Origin of the sequence: Mycobacterium sp. E2733, assembly GCF_001667585.1 — a bacterium.
Classification (GTDB): Bacteria; Actinomycetota; Actinomycetes; order Mycobacteriales; family Mycobacteriaceae; genus Mycobacterium.
In genome coordinates, this window is record NZ_LZJZ01000042.1 from 23,724 (window position 1) to 42,701 (window position 18,978).

At 67.9% G+C, this 18,978-nt stretch carries 21 protein-coding genes; 14 read left to right on the forward strand and 7 right to left on the reverse strand.

Annotation, left to right across the window (positions count from 1 at the left end; all coding sequences use genetic code 11):
• The first annotated feature begins 108 nt into the window (after positions 1 to 108).
• Positions 109 to 624, forward strand: a complete 516-nt coding sequence (locus A5678_RS09440; protein ID WP_068041289.1) for a hypothetical protein — start codon at positions 109 to 111, stop codon at positions 622 to 624.
• Positions 625 to 800: 176 nt separating this feature from the next.
• Positions 801 to 1,304, forward strand: a complete 504-nt coding sequence (locus tag A5678_RS09445; RefSeq protein WP_068041290.1) for a hypothetical protein — start codon at positions 801 to 803, stop codon at positions 1,302 to 1,304.
• Here A5678_RS09445 and A5678_RS09450 read toward each other — a convergent pair.
• The 3 genes from A5678_RS09450 to A5678_RS09460 all read right to left on the reverse strand — a co-directional run bounded on the left by A5678_RS09450 (position 1,298) and on the right by A5678_RS09460 (position 3,167).
• The gene (locus A5678_RS09450) at positions 1,298 to 2,173 is read right to left on the reverse strand and encodes a sigma-70 family RNA polymerase sigma factor (RefSeq protein ID WP_068041182.1); all 876 of its coding nucleotides are present in this window, start codon (positions 2,171 to 2,173) and stop codon (positions 1,298 to 1,300) included. The genes A5678_RS09445 and A5678_RS09450 overlap by 7 nt on opposite strands.
• A complete protein-coding gene (locus tag A5678_RS09455; RefSeq protein WP_068041185.1) occupies positions 2,170 to 2,769 on the reverse strand; it encodes a carboxymuconolactone decarboxylase family protein in 600 nt (199 codons plus the stop codon). The genes A5678_RS09450 and A5678_RS09455 overlap by 4 nt, the downstream gene beginning before the upstream one ends.
• Positions 2,770 to 2,852: 83 nt before the next feature.
• The gene (locus tag A5678_RS09460) at positions 2,853 to 3,167 is read right to left on the reverse strand and encodes a type II toxin-antitoxin system VapB family antitoxin (RefSeq protein ID WP_068041187.1); all 315 of its coding nucleotides are present in this window, start codon (positions 3,165 to 3,167) and stop codon (positions 2,853 to 2,855) included.
• A gap of 213 nt (positions 3,168 to 3,380) precedes the next feature.
• Here A5678_RS09460 and hrcA point away from each other — a divergent pair, with 213 nt between their 5' ends.
• From hrcA to A5678_RS09505, 9 genes are all read left to right on the forward strand, one after another.
• A complete protein-coding gene (gene hrcA / locus A5678_RS09465; protein ID WP_068041190.1) occupies positions 3,381 to 4,412 on the forward strand; it encodes a heat-inducible transcriptional repressor HrcA in 1,032 nt (343 codons plus the stop codon).
• A gap of 58 nt (positions 4,413 to 4,470) precedes the next feature.
• Entirely contained in the window at positions 4,471 to 5,616 is a 1,146-nt protein-coding gene (dnaJ, locus tag A5678_RS09470) for a molecular chaperone DnaJ (RefSeq protein WP_068041192.1), read from the forward strand.
• A 24-nt stretch (positions 5,617 to 5,640) separates the two neighbouring features.
• Positions 5,641 to 6,402 (forward strand): 16S rRNA (uracil(1498)-N(3))-methyltransferase, encoded by a 762-nt coding sequence (locus A5678_RS09475; RefSeq protein ID WP_068041195.1) that lies wholly within the window; start codon positions 5,641 to 5,643, stop codon positions 6,400 to 6,402.
• A 119-nt stretch (positions 6,403 to 6,521) separates the two neighbouring features.
• A complete protein-coding gene (locus tag A5678_RS09480) occupies positions 6,522 to 7,580 on the forward strand; it encodes a PhoH family protein (RefSeq protein ID WP_068041198.1) in 1,059 nt (352 codons plus the stop codon).
• Between the two features lie 30 nt (positions 7,581 to 7,610).
• Complete coding sequence (ybeY, locus tag A5678_RS09485; RefSeq protein ID WP_068041204.1) at positions 7,611 to 8,144, forward strand: rRNA maturation RNase YbeY; 534 nt, start codon at positions 7,611 to 7,613, stop codon at positions 8,142 to 8,144.
• Positions 8,141 to 9,439, forward strand: a complete 1,299-nt coding sequence (locus tag A5678_RS09490) for a hypothetical protein (protein ID WP_068041210.1) — start codon at positions 8,141 to 8,143, stop codon at positions 9,437 to 9,439. The genes ybeY and A5678_RS09490 overlap by 4 nt, the downstream gene beginning before the upstream one ends.
• Positions 9,436 to 10,740 (forward strand): hemolysin family protein, encoded by a 1,305-nt coding sequence (locus A5678_RS09495; RefSeq protein WP_068041213.1) that lies wholly within the window; start codon positions 9,436 to 9,438, stop codon positions 10,738 to 10,740. The genes A5678_RS09490 and A5678_RS09495 overlap by 4 nt, the downstream gene beginning before the upstream one ends.
• A 37-nt stretch (positions 10,741 to 10,777) precedes the next feature.
• A complete protein-coding gene (gene era / locus A5678_RS09500; protein ID WP_068041293.1) occupies positions 10,778 to 11,677 on the forward strand; it encodes a GTPase Era in 900 nt (299 codons plus the stop codon).
• Positions 11,678 to 11,712: 35 nt separating this feature from the next.
• A complete protein-coding gene (locus tag A5678_RS09505) occupies positions 11,713 to 12,492 on the forward strand; it encodes an SDR family oxidoreductase (RefSeq protein ID WP_068041215.1) in 780 nt (259 codons plus the stop codon).
• A 135-nt stretch (positions 12,493 to 12,627) separates the two neighbouring features.
• On the opposite strand, the gene A5678_RS09510 is transcribed toward A5678_RS09505, so the two are convergent.
• Genes A5678_RS09510 through A5678_RS09515 form a run of 3 tightly spaced genes read right to left on the reverse strand, consistent with a single transcriptional unit; the run spans position 12,628 to position 15,800 of the window.
• A complete protein-coding gene (locus A5678_RS09510; protein WP_068041224.1) occupies positions 12,628 to 14,085 on the reverse strand; it encodes an aminotransferase class I/II-fold pyridoxal phosphate-dependent enzyme in 1,458 nt (485 codons plus the stop codon).
• 28 nt (positions 14,086 to 14,113) lie between these two features.
• Positions 14,114 to 14,278, reverse strand: a complete 165-nt coding sequence (locus A5678_RS27020; protein WP_156746831.1) for a hypothetical protein — start codon at positions 14,276 to 14,278, stop codon at positions 14,114 to 14,116.
• 25 nt (positions 14,279 to 14,303) lie between these two features.
• Positions 14,304 to 15,800, reverse strand: a complete 1,497-nt coding sequence (locus tag A5678_RS09515) for an amidase (RefSeq protein ID WP_068041227.1) — start codon at positions 15,798 to 15,800, stop codon at positions 14,304 to 14,306.
• A 62-nt stretch (positions 15,801 to 15,862) separates the two neighbouring features.
• On the opposite strand from A5678_RS09515, the gene recO reads away from it, so the two are divergent.
• From recO to A5678_RS09530, 3 genes are read left to right on the forward strand one after another with little or no spacing between them, the layout of a single operon-like run.
• The gene (recO, locus tag A5678_RS09520; protein ID WP_068041230.1) at positions 15,863 to 16,657 is read left to right on the forward strand and encodes a DNA repair protein RecO; all 795 of its coding nucleotides are present in this window, start codon (positions 15,863 to 15,865) and stop codon (positions 16,655 to 16,657) included.
• Positions 16,650 to 17,540, forward strand: coding sequence for a decaprenyl diphosphate synthase (locus tag A5678_RS09525; protein ID WP_068041239.1), 891 nt, complete (start codon positions 16,650 to 16,652; stop codon positions 17,538 to 17,540). The genes recO and A5678_RS09525 overlap by 8 nt, the downstream gene beginning before the upstream one ends.
• The gene (locus A5678_RS09530; protein WP_068041242.1) at positions 17,540 to 17,968 is read left to right on the forward strand and encodes a hypothetical protein; all 429 of its coding nucleotides are present in this window, start codon (positions 17,540 to 17,542) and stop codon (positions 17,966 to 17,968) included. The genes A5678_RS09525 and A5678_RS09530 overlap by 1 nt, the downstream gene beginning before the upstream one ends.
• A 4-nt stretch (positions 17,969 to 17,972) precedes the next feature.
• On the opposite strand, the gene A5678_RS09535 is transcribed toward A5678_RS09530, so the two are convergent.
• Positions 17,973 to 18,974: an alpha/beta fold hydrolase gene (locus A5678_RS09535; protein ID WP_068041246.1), complete on the reverse strand. Its 1,002-nt coding sequence runs from the start codon at positions 18,972 to 18,974 to the stop codon at positions 17,973 to 17,975.
• Positions 18,975 to 18,978 lie beyond the last annotated feature (4 nt).

Below are 18,978 nucleotides of genomic sequence, written 5' to 3' on the forward strand. Positions count from 1 at the left end.
AGGCACACTTACACCAATCAAACCGTGGTGACGCGGAACCTTCTGGGGGACAAGATCGCTGAGATCCCGCCACGGTTCGTGCGTATCGAAGGGGGAACCGTGAAGACCGTGAAGTCCATGAAAACTCTTGCCACCGGCGTGGCGGCGTTCGCCGTCATAGGGGGAGCCGCCGGTGGCGCTTTCGTCGCAGCACCGATGGATCAGGTGCAGTTGGCCGCGGTCGGCACGCCGTTACCGCAGGACCCGCCACCGCCGCCGCCGGCACCGGGAGCACTGCCGACAGCGGAACAGCTGTCGACCCTGTGCAACCAGGCCACCGATCCGGGCGTCTCGTACACGACCAAGAACAATCTGGTCGAGAACGGCATCAGCCCCGAGGAGGGCCACGTCGCCGACCACGATCTGCGAAAGGCCTACCGCAACGGAAACTTCCCGGAGACGTTCGCCGTGACGAACATTGCGCCGGCCGGCCCGAACATGGCGCAGGCGGACGTGGCCATCTCGGGTCCGAAGTTCGCCGGGCCGGTGCAAAAGCACCTGGTTTTCGTCAACCAGGGCGGGAACTGGGTCCTGCAGCACGACGCCGCCATCGCCCTGATCCAGGCGGCGACGGCGACGAACTAGGCGGCTAGAATTCTGGGCGGCCACACAGCGCGCGCACAGGTTGCGCATGTTGTCTTCATATGGCCTGGTCGTAACGTTGCCGTGCCGAGTCGCGAAACAACAGGAGTAGCAGGCGCGCTGACACCCACGCCAGATGTGTGGATCCGTCGAAATTCGTGCCCGTCGAAGGGGGAACCATGAAAACCGTCAAGTTGCTCGCCACCAGCGTGGCAGCCTTCGCCGTCATCGGGGGTGCGGCCGCCGCCGCGGCGTCCGTCGCGGCGCCGGTGGATCACGTGCGGCTGGCCGCGGTCGGCGCGCCTTTGCCGCAGGATCCGGCTTCGGCTGCGACCGCCGACGTCCCGACCGCCGACCAACTGACCGGCGTGCTGAACAGCCTGGCCGACCCGAGCGTCTCCTTCTCCAGCAAGAGCAACCTGGTGCAGGGGGGTATCAGCGGCATCGAGGCGCACGTCGCCGACAAGAAGCTGCAGAAGGCCGCCAAGAACGGCGACCTGCCGCTGTCGTTCGACGTCACGAACATCCAACCGGCCGCGGCCGGTTCGGCCACCGCTGACGTCGCCGTCTCCGGTCCCAAGCTGACGTCGCCGGTCGCCCAGAACGTCACGTTCGTCAACCAGGGCGGCTGGGTGCTGTCGCGGGCGTCGGCGATGGAGTTGCTGCAGGCCGCCGGTCAGTGACCGGCGCGCAGCGCGCGCAGGTCTGATTTGGCGACGCGGACGGGGTCGGCCAGCACCTCGATCGAGGCGACCAGGCCGTCCCGCACCACGAAGCCCATGATCGCCGTGGGCTGCCCGGCGACAAAGATGACCGCGCCCGCGGCCCCGTTGATGGTCGCCGAGCGCACTTCGCGGTCCGGACCCGCGTAGCCGCGGGCCAGTCTCGCCACGGCGGCGGCCCCCTCGGCGCGGAAACCGGGGGAGCCGTGGCCGAAGTCGCCGCGCAGCACCACGTCGGGATGGAGCACGGCCACCAGCCGGCCGAAGTCACCGCTACGGCCGGCCGCGAAGAAGGCGTCGACGGCCTCCCGCTGGGCGGCCACGTCGCCGTCGGGGGCCGGATCGGCCTCTTCGATGCGCCGGCGAGCCCGGCTGGCCAGCTTGCGGGTGGCCTCCGGCGTCCGGCCGACGATGGGTGCGATCTGGTCGAACGGCACGGCGAAGGCGTCGTGCAGCACGAACGCCAGGCGCTGCTCCGGCGGCAAGGTGTCCAGCACCACGAACAGCGCCAGCCCGACCGCGTCGGCGAGCATCGCGCGGTGTTCGGGGTCCGATTCGCCCTCGACTTCCACGATCGGATCCGGGAGGGCCACGGTCAGGCCGCGCGTCCGGCGGTCGCGGAGCATGTTCAAAGAGATGCGGGCCACCACCGTGGTGAGCCACGCGTCCAGGTTGGCGATGTCGCCGCAGCGGGTGCCGCTCAGCCGCAGCCACGCTTCCTGCACGGCGTCCTGGGCGTCGTCGATCGAGCCCAGCATGCGGTACGCGATAGCGCCCAGCTGCGGTCGCGCCGCCTCGAAACGCGCCGTCACCGACGCATCCACGGTCACGCGCCACCGCGGCTCTCGGGCAGGGCGCAAACCCGGTCGGCGGAGAAGCCGGACGAGCCGATCCCGAGCGCAAGGTTGAAGCGGGCGCGCAGATTGCCCAGCGTGATCACGTGGGTGAGCCCGACGAGCTGGGCGGTGTCGAAATGGCCTCTCAGCGCGTCGAAAAGCTCGTCGCTCACCTCGACGGGGGTGCGGCTGATCCCGGTCGCGTACTCGAGGATCAGCTTGTCGACTTCGGAGAAGCACGAGGCGTTTCGATAGTCCGCCAGGGCGAGCAGTTCCTCGTCCGTGAGGCCCCATTGGCGGGCGATCTGTGAACCGAGGTCGATGCAGTACTCGCAGCGCACCGTCGTCGCCGACTTGAGCTCCGCGAGCGCGCGGTGGCGGGGGCTGACGATATTCAGCCTCGACTCGGCCTGCTCGAGCTTGCCGTAGGCGTTGAGCAGCCGGGGGATGTGCGCGTACATCCGCAGCGGTTCCAGCATCCCGGCCGTTTCCAGACCGGTCATCTGCGCCAGCTTGCGCTTGGTGAAGAAGAAGGCGATCTTGGCGCTCAGGCCGGCGTCGCGGTCGGAGAGCCCTGGCAACCGGGACATGGCGATCCTCCTAGCAAGTTGGGGTGTGAACCAACGTCCTCACTAAGTCGACACCCGGCGCGGCGCAAACGTGACCGGCCCACCTACCTGGGCGGCCCCGGGGCCATGTCCATGTCGAACACCCGGGCGTGCAGCACGGTGCGGTTCCGCAGGGCGGCCCGGACCGCGCGGTGCAGGCCGTCCTCGAGATAGGTGACGCCCTTCCACCGCACCGCGTGCGGAAAGAGGTCGCCGTAGAAGGTGGAGTCCTCCGACAGCAGGCGGTCCAGTGCGAGCACCGTCGTCGTGGTGACCAGTTCATCGAGGCGGATCTGCTGCGGCGGAATCTGCGACCAGTCGCGGTAGGACAGCCCGTGCTCGGGATACGGCTTGCCCTCGCGCACTCCCTTGAAGATCATCGCCGGATCTTTCCCGACGTCCTATGACCCGACCGGTTCATGCTGGACAGGCTATCCGGAGCAGGGTCGCCAGCCTCCAACCCTCCCTAATTCCAGCGGTCGCCGCCGAGGGAGGCGCCACCCCGCCCCGGCAACCGGCCGCTGTAACCGTTAGCACGGCTCGCGACCCGTAAAATGAACCCGGGTCAGGGCGGTAAAGAGAGGTGACGACGAGTGGGAAGTGCCGACGATCGTCGCTTTGAGGTGCTGCGCGCCATCGTCGCCGATTTCGTTGCCACCAAGGAGCCCATCGGTTCGAAGACCCTGGTGGAGCGTCATAACTTGGGCGTCTCGTCCGCAACCGTCCGCAACGACATGGCGGTGCTGGAGGCCGAGGGCTACATCACCCAGCCGCACACCAGCTCCGGGCGGGTGCCCACGGAGAAGGGCTACCGCGAGTTCGTCGATCGGCTCCACGACGTCAAGCCGCTGTCCTCGGCGGAGCGCAGCGCGATCCTGAGCTTCCTGGAGTCCGGCGTCGACCTCGACGACGTGCTGCGCCGGGCGGTGCGCCTACTGGCCCAGCTGACCCGCCAGGTGGCCGTGGTGCAGTATCCGACGCTGACGTCGTCCACGGTGCGTCATCTCGAAGTGATCGCACTGACCCCGGCCCGGCTGCTGATGGTGGTCATCACCGACACCGGTCGGGTGGATCAGCGCATCGTCGAACTCGGCGACGTCATCGACGATCACCAGCTGTCCCAGCTCCGCGAGATGCTCGGCCAGGCGCTGGTGGGCAAGAAGCTCTCGGCGGCCTCGATCGCGGTGGCCGACCTGGCCGGACAGCTGCGCGCCCCGGACGGCCTGGGCGACGCTGTCGGGCGCTCGGCGACGGTATTGCTGGAGTCCTTGGTGGAACACACCGAAGAACGCTTGCTGATGGGCGGGACCGCCAACCTGACCCGCAATGCCGCCGATTTCGGCGGCTCGCTGCGCTCCATCCTGGAAGCGCTGGAGGAACAGGTGGTGGTGCTGCGGTTGCTGGCGGCTCAGCAGGAGGCCGGTAAGGTGACGGTGCGCATCGGCCATGAGACGGCCGCCGAGCAAATGGCGGGAACTTCGATGGTGACCACCGCCTACGGCACCTCCGACACCGTGTTCGGCGGAATGGGCGTGCTGGGGCCTACCCGGATGGACTATCCGGGAACTATCGCCAGCGTCGCCGCGGTTGCCCTATATATCGGCGAAGTCCTGGGTGCTCGATGAACGCGCACCCGCGGCACGCGCAGGCGCGGGATAAGGACCAGGTTTAGGAGAGTCAGGCGTGGCACGCGATTATTACGGGCTGCTCGGGGTGGGCAGAAACGCCAGCGATGCGGAGATCAAGCGCGCGTACCGCAAGTTGGCCCGCGAGCTGCATCCCGACGTCAACCCGGATGAGGCCGCGCAGGCGAAGTTCAAGGAGATCAGCGCCGCCTACGAGGTGCTGAGCGACCCCGAGAAACGACGCATCGTCGACCTCGGCGGCGATCCGCTGGAAAGCGCCGCGGCGGGCGGCGGCTTCGGCGGCGGGTTCGGCGGCCTCGGCGACGTGTTCGAGGCCTTCTTCGGCGGCGGCTTCAGCGGCGGCACGACCTCCCGCGGCCCCATCGGCCGGGTGCGGCCGGGCTCGGACTCGATGCTGCGGATGCGGCTCGACCTCGAAGAGTGCGCAACCGGCGTGACCAAGCAGGTGACCGTCGACACCGCGGTGTTGTGCGACCGCTGCCAGGGCAAGGGCACCAACGGTGACTCGGTGCCGGTCCCGTGCGACACGTGCGGCGGCCGCGGCGAGGTCCAGACGGTGCAGCGGTCGCTGCTGGGCCAGGTGATGACCTCGCGGCCGTGTCCCACCTGCCGCGGCGTGGGCGTCGTCATCCCCGATCCGTGCCACCAGTGCATGGGCGACGGCCGGGTACGGGCCCGCCGCGAGATCAGCGTCAAGATCCCCGCCGGGGTCGGCGACGGTATGCGGGTGCGGCTGGCCGCCCAGGGCGAGGTCGGGCCCGGGGGAGGGCCGGCCGGCGACCTGTACGTCGAGGTTCACGAGCAGGCCCACGACGTGTTCGTGCGCGAGGGTGACGATCTGCACTGCACGGTCTCGGTGCCCATGGTCGACGCGGCGCTGGGCGCCACGGTCACCATCGACGCCATCCTGGACGGCATCAGCGAGGTCACCATTCCGCCTGGCACGCAACCGAATTCGGTTATCACGCTGCGTGGCCACGGGATGCCGCACCTGCGGTCGGGCACCCGCGGGGATCTGCACGTCCACGTCGAGGTGGTCGTCCCCAGCCGGCTGGACCACCACGACTCCGAACTGCTGCGCGAGTTCAAGACCCGGCGCAGCCGCGACGTGCCCGAGGTCCGCTCGACGCACGCCGGCGGCGGGCTGTTCAGCCGGCTGCGCGAAACCTTCACCGGGCGTTAGTCGCGAGTAAAAAGGCGCGCACGCATGGTCGCGACGCTCTTCTACGTCGACGCGCTGCCCGGCACCGGCTCGCTGGCCGTCGTCGACGGCGACGAGGGGTTTCACGCCGCCACCGTGCGGCGGATCCGGCCCGGCGAGCAACTGGTCCTCGGTGACGGCGCGGGCGGGCTGGCGCACTGCGAGGTCGAGCACGCTGGCCGCGACGGGTTGCGCGCCCGGGTGCTCAAGCGGTGGAGCGTCGCGGCCGGGCAGCCACCGGTGACGGTGGTGCAGGCGCTGCCGAAGTCGGAGCGTTCGGAGTTGGCCATCGAATTGGCCACCGAAGCCGGCGCCGACGCGTTCCTGGCCTGGCAGGCGGCCCGGTGCGTGGCCAGTTGGCAGGGCGCCCGCGTGGACAAGGGCCTGCGCCGGTGGCGTGCCGTCGCCCGTTCGGCGGCCCGGCAATCCCGACGGGCGCACATCCCGCCCGTCGACGGCGTCCTGTCCACCGCAGGACTGACCCAGCGGATCCGCGACGAAGTGGCCGCCGGGGCCGTGGCGCTGGCGTTGCACGAGTCGGCCACCGACCCGCTGAGCAAACTCGATCTCGCCGGCGCGACTTCGTTGCTTCTCGTGGTGGGTCCCGAAGGCGGGATCGCGCCCGACGAGATCGCCGCGTTGACCGAGGCGGGGGCGGCGCCGGTGCGGTTGGGCCCCCAGGTGCTGCGCACGTCCACCGCCGCGGCGGTGGCGCTGGGGGCGCTCGGCGTGCTCACGCCACGGTGGGATGATGCTTCGACCCTTTGATTCCCCGGGCTCGGGCCGTCGAATAGGCGGTTGAACGCTGGCCAATTTGGGGCTCCGGCGTAGACTTAGGCAGCCGAGCAAACCACCGACAAGCCGAGGAAGCAGGCATCGAGAGCCACGTGACGCCCCGCGAGACCAGCGCTGTTGACGCAGCCGGAGGCCTCCAGGCCAACGCCCATGTACGCAGCAGCATCGATGTTCCGCCCGATGTCGTCGTCGGCTTGTTGGGCTCGGCAGACGAAAACCTACGCGCGCTGGAGCGCAGCCTGAACGCCGATCTGCACGTGCGTGGCAATGCCGTGACCGTCTCGGGCGAGCCGGCCGACGTCGCGCTGGCCGAGCGCGCGATTTCCGAGCTGGTCGCGATCGTCGCCAACGGTCAGCCGTTGACGCCGGAGGTGGTCCGCCACAGCGTCGCCATGCTGGCGGGCACCGACAACGAGTCGCCGGCCGAAGTGCTCACCCTGGACATCCTGTCGCGGCGCGGCAAGACGATCCGGCCCAAGACGCTGAACCAGAAGCGCTACGTCGACGCCATCGACGCCAACACCATCGTCTTCGGGGTCGGCCCGGCCGGCACCGGGAAGACGTACCTGGCGATGGCCAAGGCGGTCAGCGCGTTGCAGACCAAACAGGTAAACCGCATCATCCTGACCCGTCCGGCGGTGGAAGCCGGTGAGCGCCTTGGCTTTTTGCCGGGCACACTGAGCGAAAAGATCGACCCGTATCTGCGCCCGTTGTATGACGCGCTGTACGACATGATGGATCCGGAGCTGATCCCGAAGCTGATGTCGGCCGGGGTCATCGAGGTGGCGCCGTTGGCGTATATGCGTGGCCGCACGTTGAATTCGGCCTTCATCGTGCTCGACGAGGCGCAGAACACCACCGCCGAGCAGATGAAGATGTTCCTCACCCGGCTCGGCTTCGGATCGAAGATGGTCATCACCGGGGACATCACCCAGGTGGACCTTCCCGGTGGCGCCAAGTCGGGCCTGCGGTCGGCGATCGAGATCCTGGACAGCGTCGAGGACATCCACATCGCGGAGCTGACCAGTGTGGACGTGGTGCGCCACCGGCTGGTCTCCGAAATCGTCGACGCGTACGCCAAGTTCGAAGAACCGGGCCTGACGATGAACCGGGCGGCTCGGCGTGCGTCGGGCTCCCGCGGGCGCCGGTGACGAGGGCTTTGATGGTTTTATGGGCGTCTCATGAGCATTGAAGTGTCCAACGAGTCGGGCATCGACGTCTCCGAAACCGAGTTGATCAGCGTCGCACGGTTTGTCATCGCCAAGATGGACGTCAACCCGGCGGCCGAGCTGTCGATGGTGCTGTTGGATACGGCGGCCATGGCCGACCTGCACATGCGGTGGATGGACCTGCCCGGGCCGACGGACGTGATGAGTTTCCCGATGGACGAGCTCGAGCCGGGTGGCCGGCCCGACGCCCCGGAGCCGGGGCCGTCGATGCTGGGTGACATCGTGCTGTGCCCGGAATTCGCGGCCGGACAAGCAGACGCGGCGGGGCACAGCCTCGGCCACGAGTTGGCACTGTTGACCATCCACGGTGTGCTCCATCTGCTGGGCTACGACCACGGTGAGCCGGACGAGGAAAAAGAGATGTTCACCCTTCAGGACCGGTTGCTCGAAGAGTGGGTCGCCGAGCAAGTCGAGGCCTACCACCAGGACCGCCAGCAGGAGCGGGATCGCCGGTTACTGGACAAGTCAAGGTATTTCGACAATTGAGCCCACGCAAAGCATTCGGGATCGCGGCCGCCGCCGCCATCGCCTTCGCACCGATCTCGTTGGTGGCCGCCACGATCGGGGTGGCGGAGGCGGCTCCATGCGCCGGCAGCGGGTCGAACCCGACCAGCTGCCAGTGGTGTCAATACCTGGTGGCGCGCTACCACACCTCCAACGTGTGCTCCCAGGACGCGCCGCCCCGGCGCGCTCAGCCGCCGCCGTCCCCGAGCCCGGTGCAGATTCCGGAGATTCCCGCGTACGTTCCGCCCAGCCCGGTGCCGGTGCAGGGCCCGCCGCTCATTCCGCCGAACCTGCCGCCCGGGAACACGGTCCCGACGATCAACGCGGCGGGCCCCGATGCGCCCAGAAACGTTCCGGTGGTGGCACCGCCGCGGGGGCTGGACGTTGCGCCGCAGGCGGTCGCGGCGGCCAAGGCCGCACCACCGACGCGCGTCAACCCCGCCGACCCACCGCAGCCGCCCACGCAGCTGGATTTCAACCAACGGGTCCAGAACGTCGTCAGCACGCACCGGGAGAACGTTGACGTCCTGAAGGTCGACAATCAGCGGCTGGTCCGACCCCGCCACTGGGATTACGTCGATTACGACGACGCGTTCCGCAGGCCGGCCCTGTTCAACCCGCTCAACCAGGCGATGACGTTCCGCTACTTCTACAGCGGCGCTTACCGGGAGGCCTACGTGCCGGCCGGTGCCCGGCTCGTGCTCGATGCGGCGACCGTCGGCGTGTACCCGTTCACCGCGGTCGGCGACGGCTGGGTGGCGTCGGGCAGCTTCTACGGCGGGGGCTCGGTTCCGCCGGACGGCTTCAACGGCCCGCCGCCCCCGGACTACAAGCCGCCGGAGCCCGCGAAGGTGTACAAGACCGTCTTGGTCAACATCCCCGCCGCGAGTCAGACCGTGGAGGTCGCGCAGGTGGCGGTGGTGGGCCTTGACGAGAGCCAGCCGGCGGGCAGCCGGGACACCATCTTCCTGCTCGACGACTCCACCCTCGCCTGGGGTCAGGTCAACGACTCCAGCAGCGCCAGCGCCCAGATCAGGGTGACCAAGACTCAGTCCCTGCCCGGCATCGGACCGACCGACGACGGGAACTTCCTGGTGGTACTGGCGGTTCGCCCGCACGAGGAGCCCGCCCAACCCGCCCCGCCCTGGTGGCCCTCGGCCCTGGGCTACGGGGTGCTGGGGGTAGTGGTGTGCCTTGGCGCCTGGGCCCTGAACCGGAAGCGAAGTGACGACGACGTAGGGGAGCCTGTCACCACGTCGAGGTCTTCCGGCAATTGACCGGTCTGTCCTGGCTGCTCGGCGCGATGGCGCTCATCGCCATCGGCGGGCTGTTCGCGGCGATCGATGCCGCCATCAGCACGGTGTCGCTGGCGCGGGTCCAGGAGCTGGTGCGCGAGGAGCGGCCCGGCGCCGTGTCGCTGGCCGAGGTGATGGCCGAGCGGCCGCGCTACATCAATCTGGTTGTGCTGCTGCGCATCACCTGCGAAATCACCGCGACCGTGCTGCTGGTGCTGTTCCTCTACGACAACTTCGGCTTGAACTGGGCGTTGTTCGGGGCCGCCGCCACCATGGTGGTCATGAGTTTCGTGGTGATCGGGGTGGGCCCGCGGACCCTCGGTCGCCAGCACGCGTACTCCATCTCGTTGACGACCGCCGTTCCGCTGCGGCTCATCTCGTGGTTGTTGATGCCGCTCAGCCGGTTGTTGGTGGTCCTGGGTAACGCGCTGACACCCGGCCGCGGCCTGCGCAACGGGCCGTTCGCATCCGAGATCGAGCTACGCGAAGTCGTCGACCTGGCCCAGCAACGCGGCGTGGTCGCCGCCGACGAACGCCGGATGATCGAGTCGGTCTTCGAGCTCGGCGACACCCCGGCCCGCGAGGTGATGGTGCCGCGCACCGAGATGATCTGGATCGAAAGCGACAAGCTTGCCAGCCAAGCGTTGAACCTGGCGGTGCGCAGTGGGCATTCCCGCATCCCGGTGATCGGGGAGAACGTTGACGACATCGTCGGCGTCGTATACCTGAAAGACCTTGTGCAGCAGAGCTTTCTGTCAGGTGATGGTGGTCGTGGCATTACCGTGGCACAAGTGATGCGTCCAGCGGTGTTCGTGCCGGACTCCAAGCCACTGGATACGCTGTTACGCGAAATGCAGCGCGACCGCAACCATATGGCTCTTCTCGTCGACGAGTACGGCGCGATAGCCGGCCTGGTGAGCATCGAAGACGTGCTGGAGGAGATCGTCGGCGAGATCGCCGACGAGTACGACCAGGCGGAGACGGCACCGGTAGAGGATCTGGGCGACAGGCGTTTTCGCGTCTCGGCACGGTTGCCGATCGAAGACCTCGGCGAGCTGTACGACGTGGATTTCGACGACGACCTCGACGTCGATACCGTCGGCGGCCTGCTCGCCCTCGAATTGGGCCGGGTTCCGCTGCCCGGGGCCGAGGTGGTCTCGCATGGCCTGCGCCTCCAAGCCGAAGGCGGCACCGACCACCGGGGGCGGGTACGGATCGGCACGGTCCTGCTGAGCCCGGCCGCGCCCGAGTCCAACGGCTCCGATGGAGAGCACCCGCTATGACGCCAAGCGAGCGTCCGCGGTGAAAACGTCCGGCGACATGACCGAATTCCATTCCGGCTTCGTGTGTTTGGTCGGCCGACCGAACACCGGCAAGTCGACGCTGACCAACGCGCTCGTCGGCACCAAGGTGGCGATCACCTCTACCCGGCCGCAGACCACCCGGCACACCATCCGCGGGATCGTGCACCGGGAGAATTTTCAGATCATCCTCGTCGACACGCCGGGCCTGCACCGGCCGCGAACTCTGCTGGGCAAGCGGCTCAACGACTTGGTGCGCGACACCTATGCCGAAGTCGACGTGATCGGGTTGTGCATTCCGGCCGACGAGGCGATCGGTCCCGGCGACCGATGGATCGTCGACCAAATCCGTTCGATCGCACCGAAGACGGCACTGGTGGCCATCGTCACCAAGATCGACAAGGTGCCCAGGGACCGGGTGGCCGCGCAGCTGGTCGCGGTCAGTGAGTTGGTCGGTGATTCGGCCGAGATCGTCCCGGTATCCGCGGCTACCGGGGCGCAGGTGGACGTCCTGATCGACGTGCTGGCCGCGGCGCTGCCCGCCGGCCCGGCGTACTACCCCGACGGCGAGCTGACCGACGAACCCGAGGAAGTCCTGATGGCGGAGCTCATCCGCGAGGCCGCCCTGGAGGGCGTCCGCGACGAGCTGCCGCATTCGTTGGCCGTGGTCATCGACGAGGTCAACCCCCGCGAGGACCGCGACGACCTCATCGACGTGCATGCCCTGCTCTTCGTCGAGCGCGACAGCCAGAAGGGCATCATCATCGGCAAGGGTGGCGCCAGACTGCGACAGGTGGGTACCGCGGCGCGCGGCCAGATCGAAAAGCTGCTCGGCACCAAGGTCTACCTCGACCTGCGTGTCAAGGTCGCCAAGAACTGGCAGAGCGACCCCAAACAGCTTGGTCGGCTTGGCTTCTGAAGTTTGATCCGATCGGCGGCGGGTAGCCGACGCGTATGACCCAAGCACAGTACGCGTTAGTCACCGGCGCGTCGAGCGGCATTGGGCTCGAACTGGCCAAGCAGTTCGCCCAACACGGCTACGACCTGGTCGTGGCCGCCGAAGACGACGCCATCAGAGACGTACCCGACAAACTCTCCCGGTGGAGTTCCACCGTGCAGCCGATCCAGGTCGACCTGCGCACCGCCGAGGGGGTGGAGCACTTGTACCAGAGCGCGATCGAGGGCGACCGGGTGCTGGCCGCCGCGGCGCTCAACGCGGGCGTCGGCCGCGGCGAGATGTTCCTCAAGAGCGAACTTGCCGACGACCTCAGCATCGTCGACCTCAACGTGCGCTCGACGGTTCACCTGGCCAAGCTGGTGTTGCGCGACATGGCGAATCGTGATTCCGGCAAGGTGCTGTTCACGTCGTCCATCGCGTCCCAGATGCCGGGTTCTTATCAGCCGGTGTACAACGCGTCGAAGTCGTTCGTCCAGTCGTTTGCCGAAGCGCTCCAGGACGAATTGCGCGACACGTCAATCACTGTCACGGCGCTGATGCCCGGACCGACCGACACCAACTTCTTCGGTCGCGCCAAGATGGTTGAGTCCTTGATGGGCAAGGGCCCCAAGGACGATCCCGCCAAGGTCGCGCGGCAAGGGTTCGAGGCGTTGATGCGCGGTGATCAGAAGATCATCGCCGGCTCCGTCCTCGTCAAGGCCATGGGTGCGGCGAACCGCGTGCTGCCCGACAGCATCAAAGCCGTTGGCAACCGGGTGATGTCGCGCCCACGCTGACTGAACCCGATCGTCGCGAGGCCGATGGCGACGACCCGCAGCGCCCGGCTTCGCCGCGCTTGCGATCGTCGCGAGGCCGATGGCGACGACCCGCAGCGCCCGGCTTCGCCGCGCTTGCGATCGTCGCGAGGCCGGTCACGCGAGCACGCGGATGGTGCGCAGCGACGGATCGGCCGCGTCGGGGACGTTCATGCCGGCGCGCACACCGGAACACAGGTAGTCCAGCACGGCATCGTTGAGGCGCTCGCCGGGTACGACGGCGGGAATCCCCGGCGGATACGGCGTGCACTGCTCGGCCGCGACGCGGCCCGCGGCTCGTTCGGTGGGTACCGTGTCGACGCGCCCGAAGAACGCGTCACGCGGCAGGCAAACCGTTTCCAGCTGCAGCTGCTCGGGTGACGGCAGGTCGATGCGAGGTGGCGGGTCGAAGTCGTCGGCGGCTTTGCGCCACGCCCACAGCGCCTCCGTGAGGCGGCCTGCGGTGTCCTTGTCGTCGGCCATGGACAGCGTCGCCAGCATGCGGCGATGGTCGCTCATCCCCGTGTCGATGTGGGCGTGCTCGCGCAGCCAGTCATGAGCCTGATACCCGGAGGTCCCCGTCGCGGCCACGTCCATCAAAATTTGCATCCGGTCCAGGTCGTGAGAGGCCTGCACGCCGAGCAATTCGTCGTCGAGCACCTTCACATCCGGGATGGTTTCGATGTCCTGACGCAGCTGACACGCGAGATCCAATGCACCACTGAGTAATTCGTGGCCGCGCTGCACCATCTGGCGTCGCCACCCGTCCATGGCGGCATACACCAGGACGTTGGGGCTGGTGGTCATCAGCAGGTCCGCGCAGGCCGATAAGCGGTCCTGGTCGATCCGGTCGCCCTGTACGTGAAACACGGAGCCCTGTTCGAAGCCGGCGCCCATCTTGTGCACGCTGACCACGCAGACGTCCGCACCGGCATCCATCGCCCAGGTCGGCAGGTTCTCGTGGAACGGCAGGTGCGCCCCCCAGGCCTCGTCGATGATCAACGGCTTGTCGCGAGCGTGGCAAACCTCCGCGATCCCCGCGATGTCGGCGCACGTGCCGTACGGGCTGGGGCTGACGATGAGCGCAACGGCGGCGTCGGGGTGTTTGTCCCAGGTCTCTTCCACCTGGTGCGGCGACGGGGGATGGGAGAAGTGATGCTCGGCATCCCAGCGGGGGGTGATCCACCGGGGCTGCACCCCCGAGAAGATGAGCCCCGCGATGATCGACTTGTGACTGTCCCGGCCGACCAGCAGGCTGCCGTCGCCGCCGGCCACGGCCATCATCGCGGCCCGCACCGACAGCGAACTGCCGCAGGTGGAGAACCAGGCGAGGTCGGCGCCCACTGCCTCAGCCATCAGGTCTTCGGCGTGCTTGAGGTACTCGTGGCTGGTCCTGCGATCATCCAGCCCGCCGCTGGCCAGCACGTCGTCGAGAAACGGCTCACGGCCCAGGACGGCCAAGACCCGGTCATCGGTGCCGCGGCCCTGCCGGTGGCCCGGTGGCGTGAACCCGTACCGGTTCTTTTCCCGGTAATCGACCAGCGCATCTAACAGTGGAGCATCAGATTGGTCCATCGTTTCGGGGTACCCGCGTTGCTGCCGGCTATGCGACCGCCTCCGTGACCTCGAGTAACCCGTGTTCGTGCACCGCCGCCATCGACAGTGCCCGGTAGGCGAATTCGTCGAAGAGGACCGTGATTCGCTTGCGGGCGCCGCCGATCACCGTGCCCGGGCATCGACAAACCCGAAGTCGCTCAAGCGAAGTCATCCAAGGTGATGTGCCGCTTGGATTTTCACTTCGGCGGCGGGGCGCCGGACACCGGCGGCGCGCCCGTTTCGGCGTTCCACCACATGGTCGGCTGCTTGGTCGACCACCCGCACACGGCCTCCAGCTCGGCGGCCAGCGAGATCAGCATGCCCTCGCTGTTGGGCGGCCCCATCAACTGCACGCCGATCGGCAGCCCCTCGGAGGTGAACCCGGCCGGTACGTTGATCGACGGCCAGCCCAGCACGTTCCACGGGAAGGTAAACGGGCACGCGGCGATCATCGCGCGGTCGGTGCCGAAGCCGCTCAGCCGGTCGAAGGCGCGCGCCAGCGGCGGCGGTTGGGCGGTGGTCGGGGCCAGGACGACATCGACGATGTCGAAGACCGAACCCACCCGACGCTGGGCCTCGGTTTCATGCCTGCGCGCGGTCCGCAGGATCGCCTGACCCAGCACGTGGCCGACACGCAAATTGGACACCGTGCGGGGATCGAGGATCACCCCGTCGCCCAGCCGCTCCTCCCAATCCCGCAGGCCGGCGGTGGACCGGGCGAGGAAGTCCCACGACAGCCGCAGGCCGTAGTCGGGGTTGCCCGGCACCACGGTGTGGCCGAGCAGCTCCAGCTGCTTGGCCACCGCCCGGGTCGCGGCCAAAATCTCGGGATGCAGCTTGGGCCGAAAACCGGTGTACGGGAACCGGGTTGACAGGGCGATGTTCAGCGGGCCGGGCGCGATACCGACATAGTCCGAGGCGGTGATCGGGGGCGGCTTGTGCCGGTCGCCCTCGACATTGCCCGACGCCGCGTCGAGCACCAGGGCCGCGTCGGCCACCGTGCGGGCCAGGACACCGTTGACCGTGATGCCGTTGAACGCCTCGGGCAGTGGCCAGGTGGAGATGCGTCCGCGCTGCGGCTTGATGCCCACCAGGTGCGTCCACGCGGCGGGAATGCGCACGCTGCCCGCGCCGTCGGAGCCGATTGCCGCAGTGACCAGTCCCGCGGCCACCGCGGCCGCGCTGCCACCCGAGGATCCGCCCGGGGTGTGCCGGCGCGACCAGGGGTTGCGGGTATGGCCGAACCCGGGTCCGCTGGTGAAGGGCCACTGGCCCAGCTCGCAGGTGTTGGTCTTGCCGACGATCACCGCGCCCGCGGCCTTCAGGCGGCGAACCACCTCGGCGTCGTGGGTGGCGGGTGCGACATAGCCCTCTGTGCCGAAGGCGGTGGGCACTCCAGCAACGTCGACGTCGTCTTTGACCGCGATCGGGATGCCCAGCAACGGCGCCGTGTCTCCGGCCGCCCGCCGCCGGTCGGCCGCCGCCGCATCGGCCAGGGCCGACTCGGTGAGCACCACGCGGAAGGCGTTCAGTGTGGGCTGGCTCGCGTGGATGGCGTGCAGGGACCGGCGCACCAGTGTGACGGAAGTCACGGACCGGCTGGCAAGCTGATAGAGCAGGTCAGTCAGTGTGGGCAGGCGCTGGCCGCCGGATCCGAAAAGGGATCCAGGACCTGACTCGGTAGCGCCAATCACGGGGTACGAGACTAACCGGCGCGGATACCAGCATTGTCGCGGCGGGGTGCAAAACTATTGTGATGCGGCTGTATCGAGACCGGGCGGTGGTGTTGCGTCAACATAAGCTCGGCGAAGCCGACCGGATAGTCACGCTGCTCACCCGCGACCACGGCCTGGTTCGGGCGGTGGCGAAGGGCGTTCGCCGCACCCGCAGCAAATTCGGTGCGCGGCTGGAACCGTTCGCGCACATCGACGCGCAACTGCATCCCGGCCGCAATCTCGACATCGTCACCCAGGTCGTCTCGATCGACGCGTTCGCCACCGACATCGTCAGCGACTACGGCCGCTACACCTGTGGGTGCGCGATGCTGGAAACCGCCGAACGCCTCGCCGGGGAGGAGCGGGCCCCCGCCCCGGCCCTGCACCGGCTGACGGTGAGCGCGTTGCGGGCGGTGGCCGACGGCCGCCGCTCCCGGGACCTGCTGCTGGACGCCTACCTGCTGCGTGCCATGGGCATCGCCGGATGGGCGCCGGCGCTGACCGAATGCGCCCGGTGCGCCACCCCCGGGCCGCATCGCGCGTTTCATGTCGGCGCCGGAGGCAGCGTGTGCACGCACTGCCGTCCGGCCGGGTCGACGACACCGCCGCCGGGTGTGCTGGATCTGATGTCCGCGCTGCACGACGGCGATTGGGAGTTCGCCGAAGAAGCCCCGCAATCGCACCGCAGCTACGTCAGCGGACTGGTGGCCGCGCACCTGCAATGGCACCTGGAACGCCAGCTCAAGACGTTGCCACTGGTGGAGCGGACGTATCACGTCGACCGCACCATCGCCGAACGGCGAGCAGCGCTGATGGAGCAGTTGGACTGTGGCTAAAGCGGAGCGCAAGCTCAAGTCGACCGGCTTCCCGCAACTGCCCCCGGCGCCCGACGATTACCCGGTCTTCCCCGAAAAGTCGACATGGCCGGTGGTGTTCCCCGAGTTGCCGCCGTCTCCAGGCGGCGGACCGAGCCGGCCACCACAGCACATCTCGAAGGCGGCGGCGCCCCGGATCCCGGCCGATCGCTTGCCCAATCATGTGGCGATCGTGATGGACGGCAACGGCCGCTGGGCCACCCAACGTGGGTTGACCCGCACCGACGGCCACAAGGCGGGCGAGGCGGTCGTCATTGACATCGTATGTGGCGCAATTGAAATCGGGATCAAGTGGCTCAGCCTCTACGCCTTCTCCACGGAAAACTGGAAGCGTTCGCCAGAGGAGGTCCGCTTCCTGATGGGTTTCAACCGCGACGTGGTGCGCATGCGCCGCGTGAACCTCAAGACCATAGGGGTCAAGATCCGCTGGGTGGGCTCGCGTCCACGCCTGTGGCGCAGCGTGATCAATGAATTGGCGATCGCTGAAGACATGACGAAGGACAACGACGTCATCACCGTCAACTACTGCGTCAACTACGGAGGCCGCGCCGAGATCGCGGACGCCACAAAAGAAATCGCGCGCCTGGCCGCCGCCGGCCGGCTGAACCCCGAGCGCATCACCGAGGCGACGGTGGCGCAGCACCTGCAACGGCCCGACATTCCCGACGTGGATCTCTTCCTGCGAAGCTCGGGGGAGCAGCGGTCCAGCAATTTCATGTTGTGGCAGGCCGCCTACGCGGAGTACATCTTCCAGGACAAGCTGTGGCCCGACTACGACCGCCGCGACCTGTGGGCGGCCTGCGAGGAATACGCTTCTCGCAATAGAAGATTCGGGAGTGCCTAATGCCGTCACTGCAAGAGCGTCTGGCGTCCGTGCTCGGTGAAGTCCTTCCGGTCGAACAGGAAACCGACGGGGCGCTGACCGTACGCCATGGGGGAACCATCGCCTCGTTACGGGTGGTGAGCATTGCCGACGACCTCGATCTGGTGTCGCTGACCCAGGTCGTGGCGTGGGATCTGCCACTGACCAAGAAAGTCAGCGATCAGGTCGCCAGGCAGGCCCGCGAGAGCAACTTTGGCAGCGTTTCGCTCGTCGAGAAAATCAACAAGAAAGCCGTGCAACGCAATTCGAGTAAAAACAGCGCCAAAATCGCCGACGTGATGCTGCGTTATAACTTTCCCGGCGGCGGCCTGACCGACGATGCCCTGCGCACTCTGGTTCTGTTGGTGCTGGATTCGGGCGCCGGGATACGTCGCGCGTTGACGGATTAGGACTCTAGGACACCGCCGATTCGGTCAGCGCGACGGCTACCGATCCCCGGGCGTTTTCGTCGACGCGGGCCTGCAGCAACGAGCGTAGGAGGTCTTGGTCGTGCTGAGCCGGTCGGGTCGAGTCGACGAACCGCTCGACGACTTCGACGAAGCGATCCGGGTGGTCTTTGAACGGCATGTGCCCGGAGTCTTCGAAGATCTCTAACCGTGACCCGGGTATCGCATCGTGGGCCATCCGGGCGTGGTCCACCGGGATCACGAAGTCATCCTCGCCCCAGATCACTTGCACCGGAATAGGTTGCGCGAGATAGCTTCGGTCCAGCATTGTGACGAATTGGCCGCGCTTGTCCACCACCGACCGCAAGGTGCGCGCGAACGCCGACAATGCGCGCGGGTCCCGGAAGCCCTCGAGCAGATTTACCACGTCGGCGACGTCGTGCCCAAGGTTGGTGGGGCCCAATACGGTGGCCATGGCCCGCCCGAACAGTCGGATCGCCGGCATCACGCCCGGCATGCGCAGCATGGCCAGGGCCTCGCTGCCCAACGGCATCGCCGCCAACCGCAAGGCCACGCTTACCTCCTGGGCGACGCCGCCGCTGCTGACCAGCACGATGCGCTCCACCAACTGCGGGTACTGATAGGCGAATTGCATTGCGACGCCGCCACCGAACGAATGACCGACCACGGTGACACGGTCGATGTCAAGCGCGGCAAGCAGGTCGCGCATGCCGTTCGCGAAGGCTGCCAACGAGTAGTCGGCGCGTGGTTTGTCCGATTCCCCGTGGCCCAGCAGATCCGGTGCGATGACCGTGAACCGTCGCGCCAGTTTGGCGTGTACCGGCTCCCATGCCGTGGACTTGTCGCCGACGCCGTGGATCAGCAGCAGAGCCGGTCCCGACCCCGCGATCCGGAACGCACGTCGGTAGCCATGGATGGTGCGAAATTGCAGTGACGGAGCCTCGACGTCGCGGACGGGCCGCAGATGGGGCGATGGGTGGTTCCGCATGGTG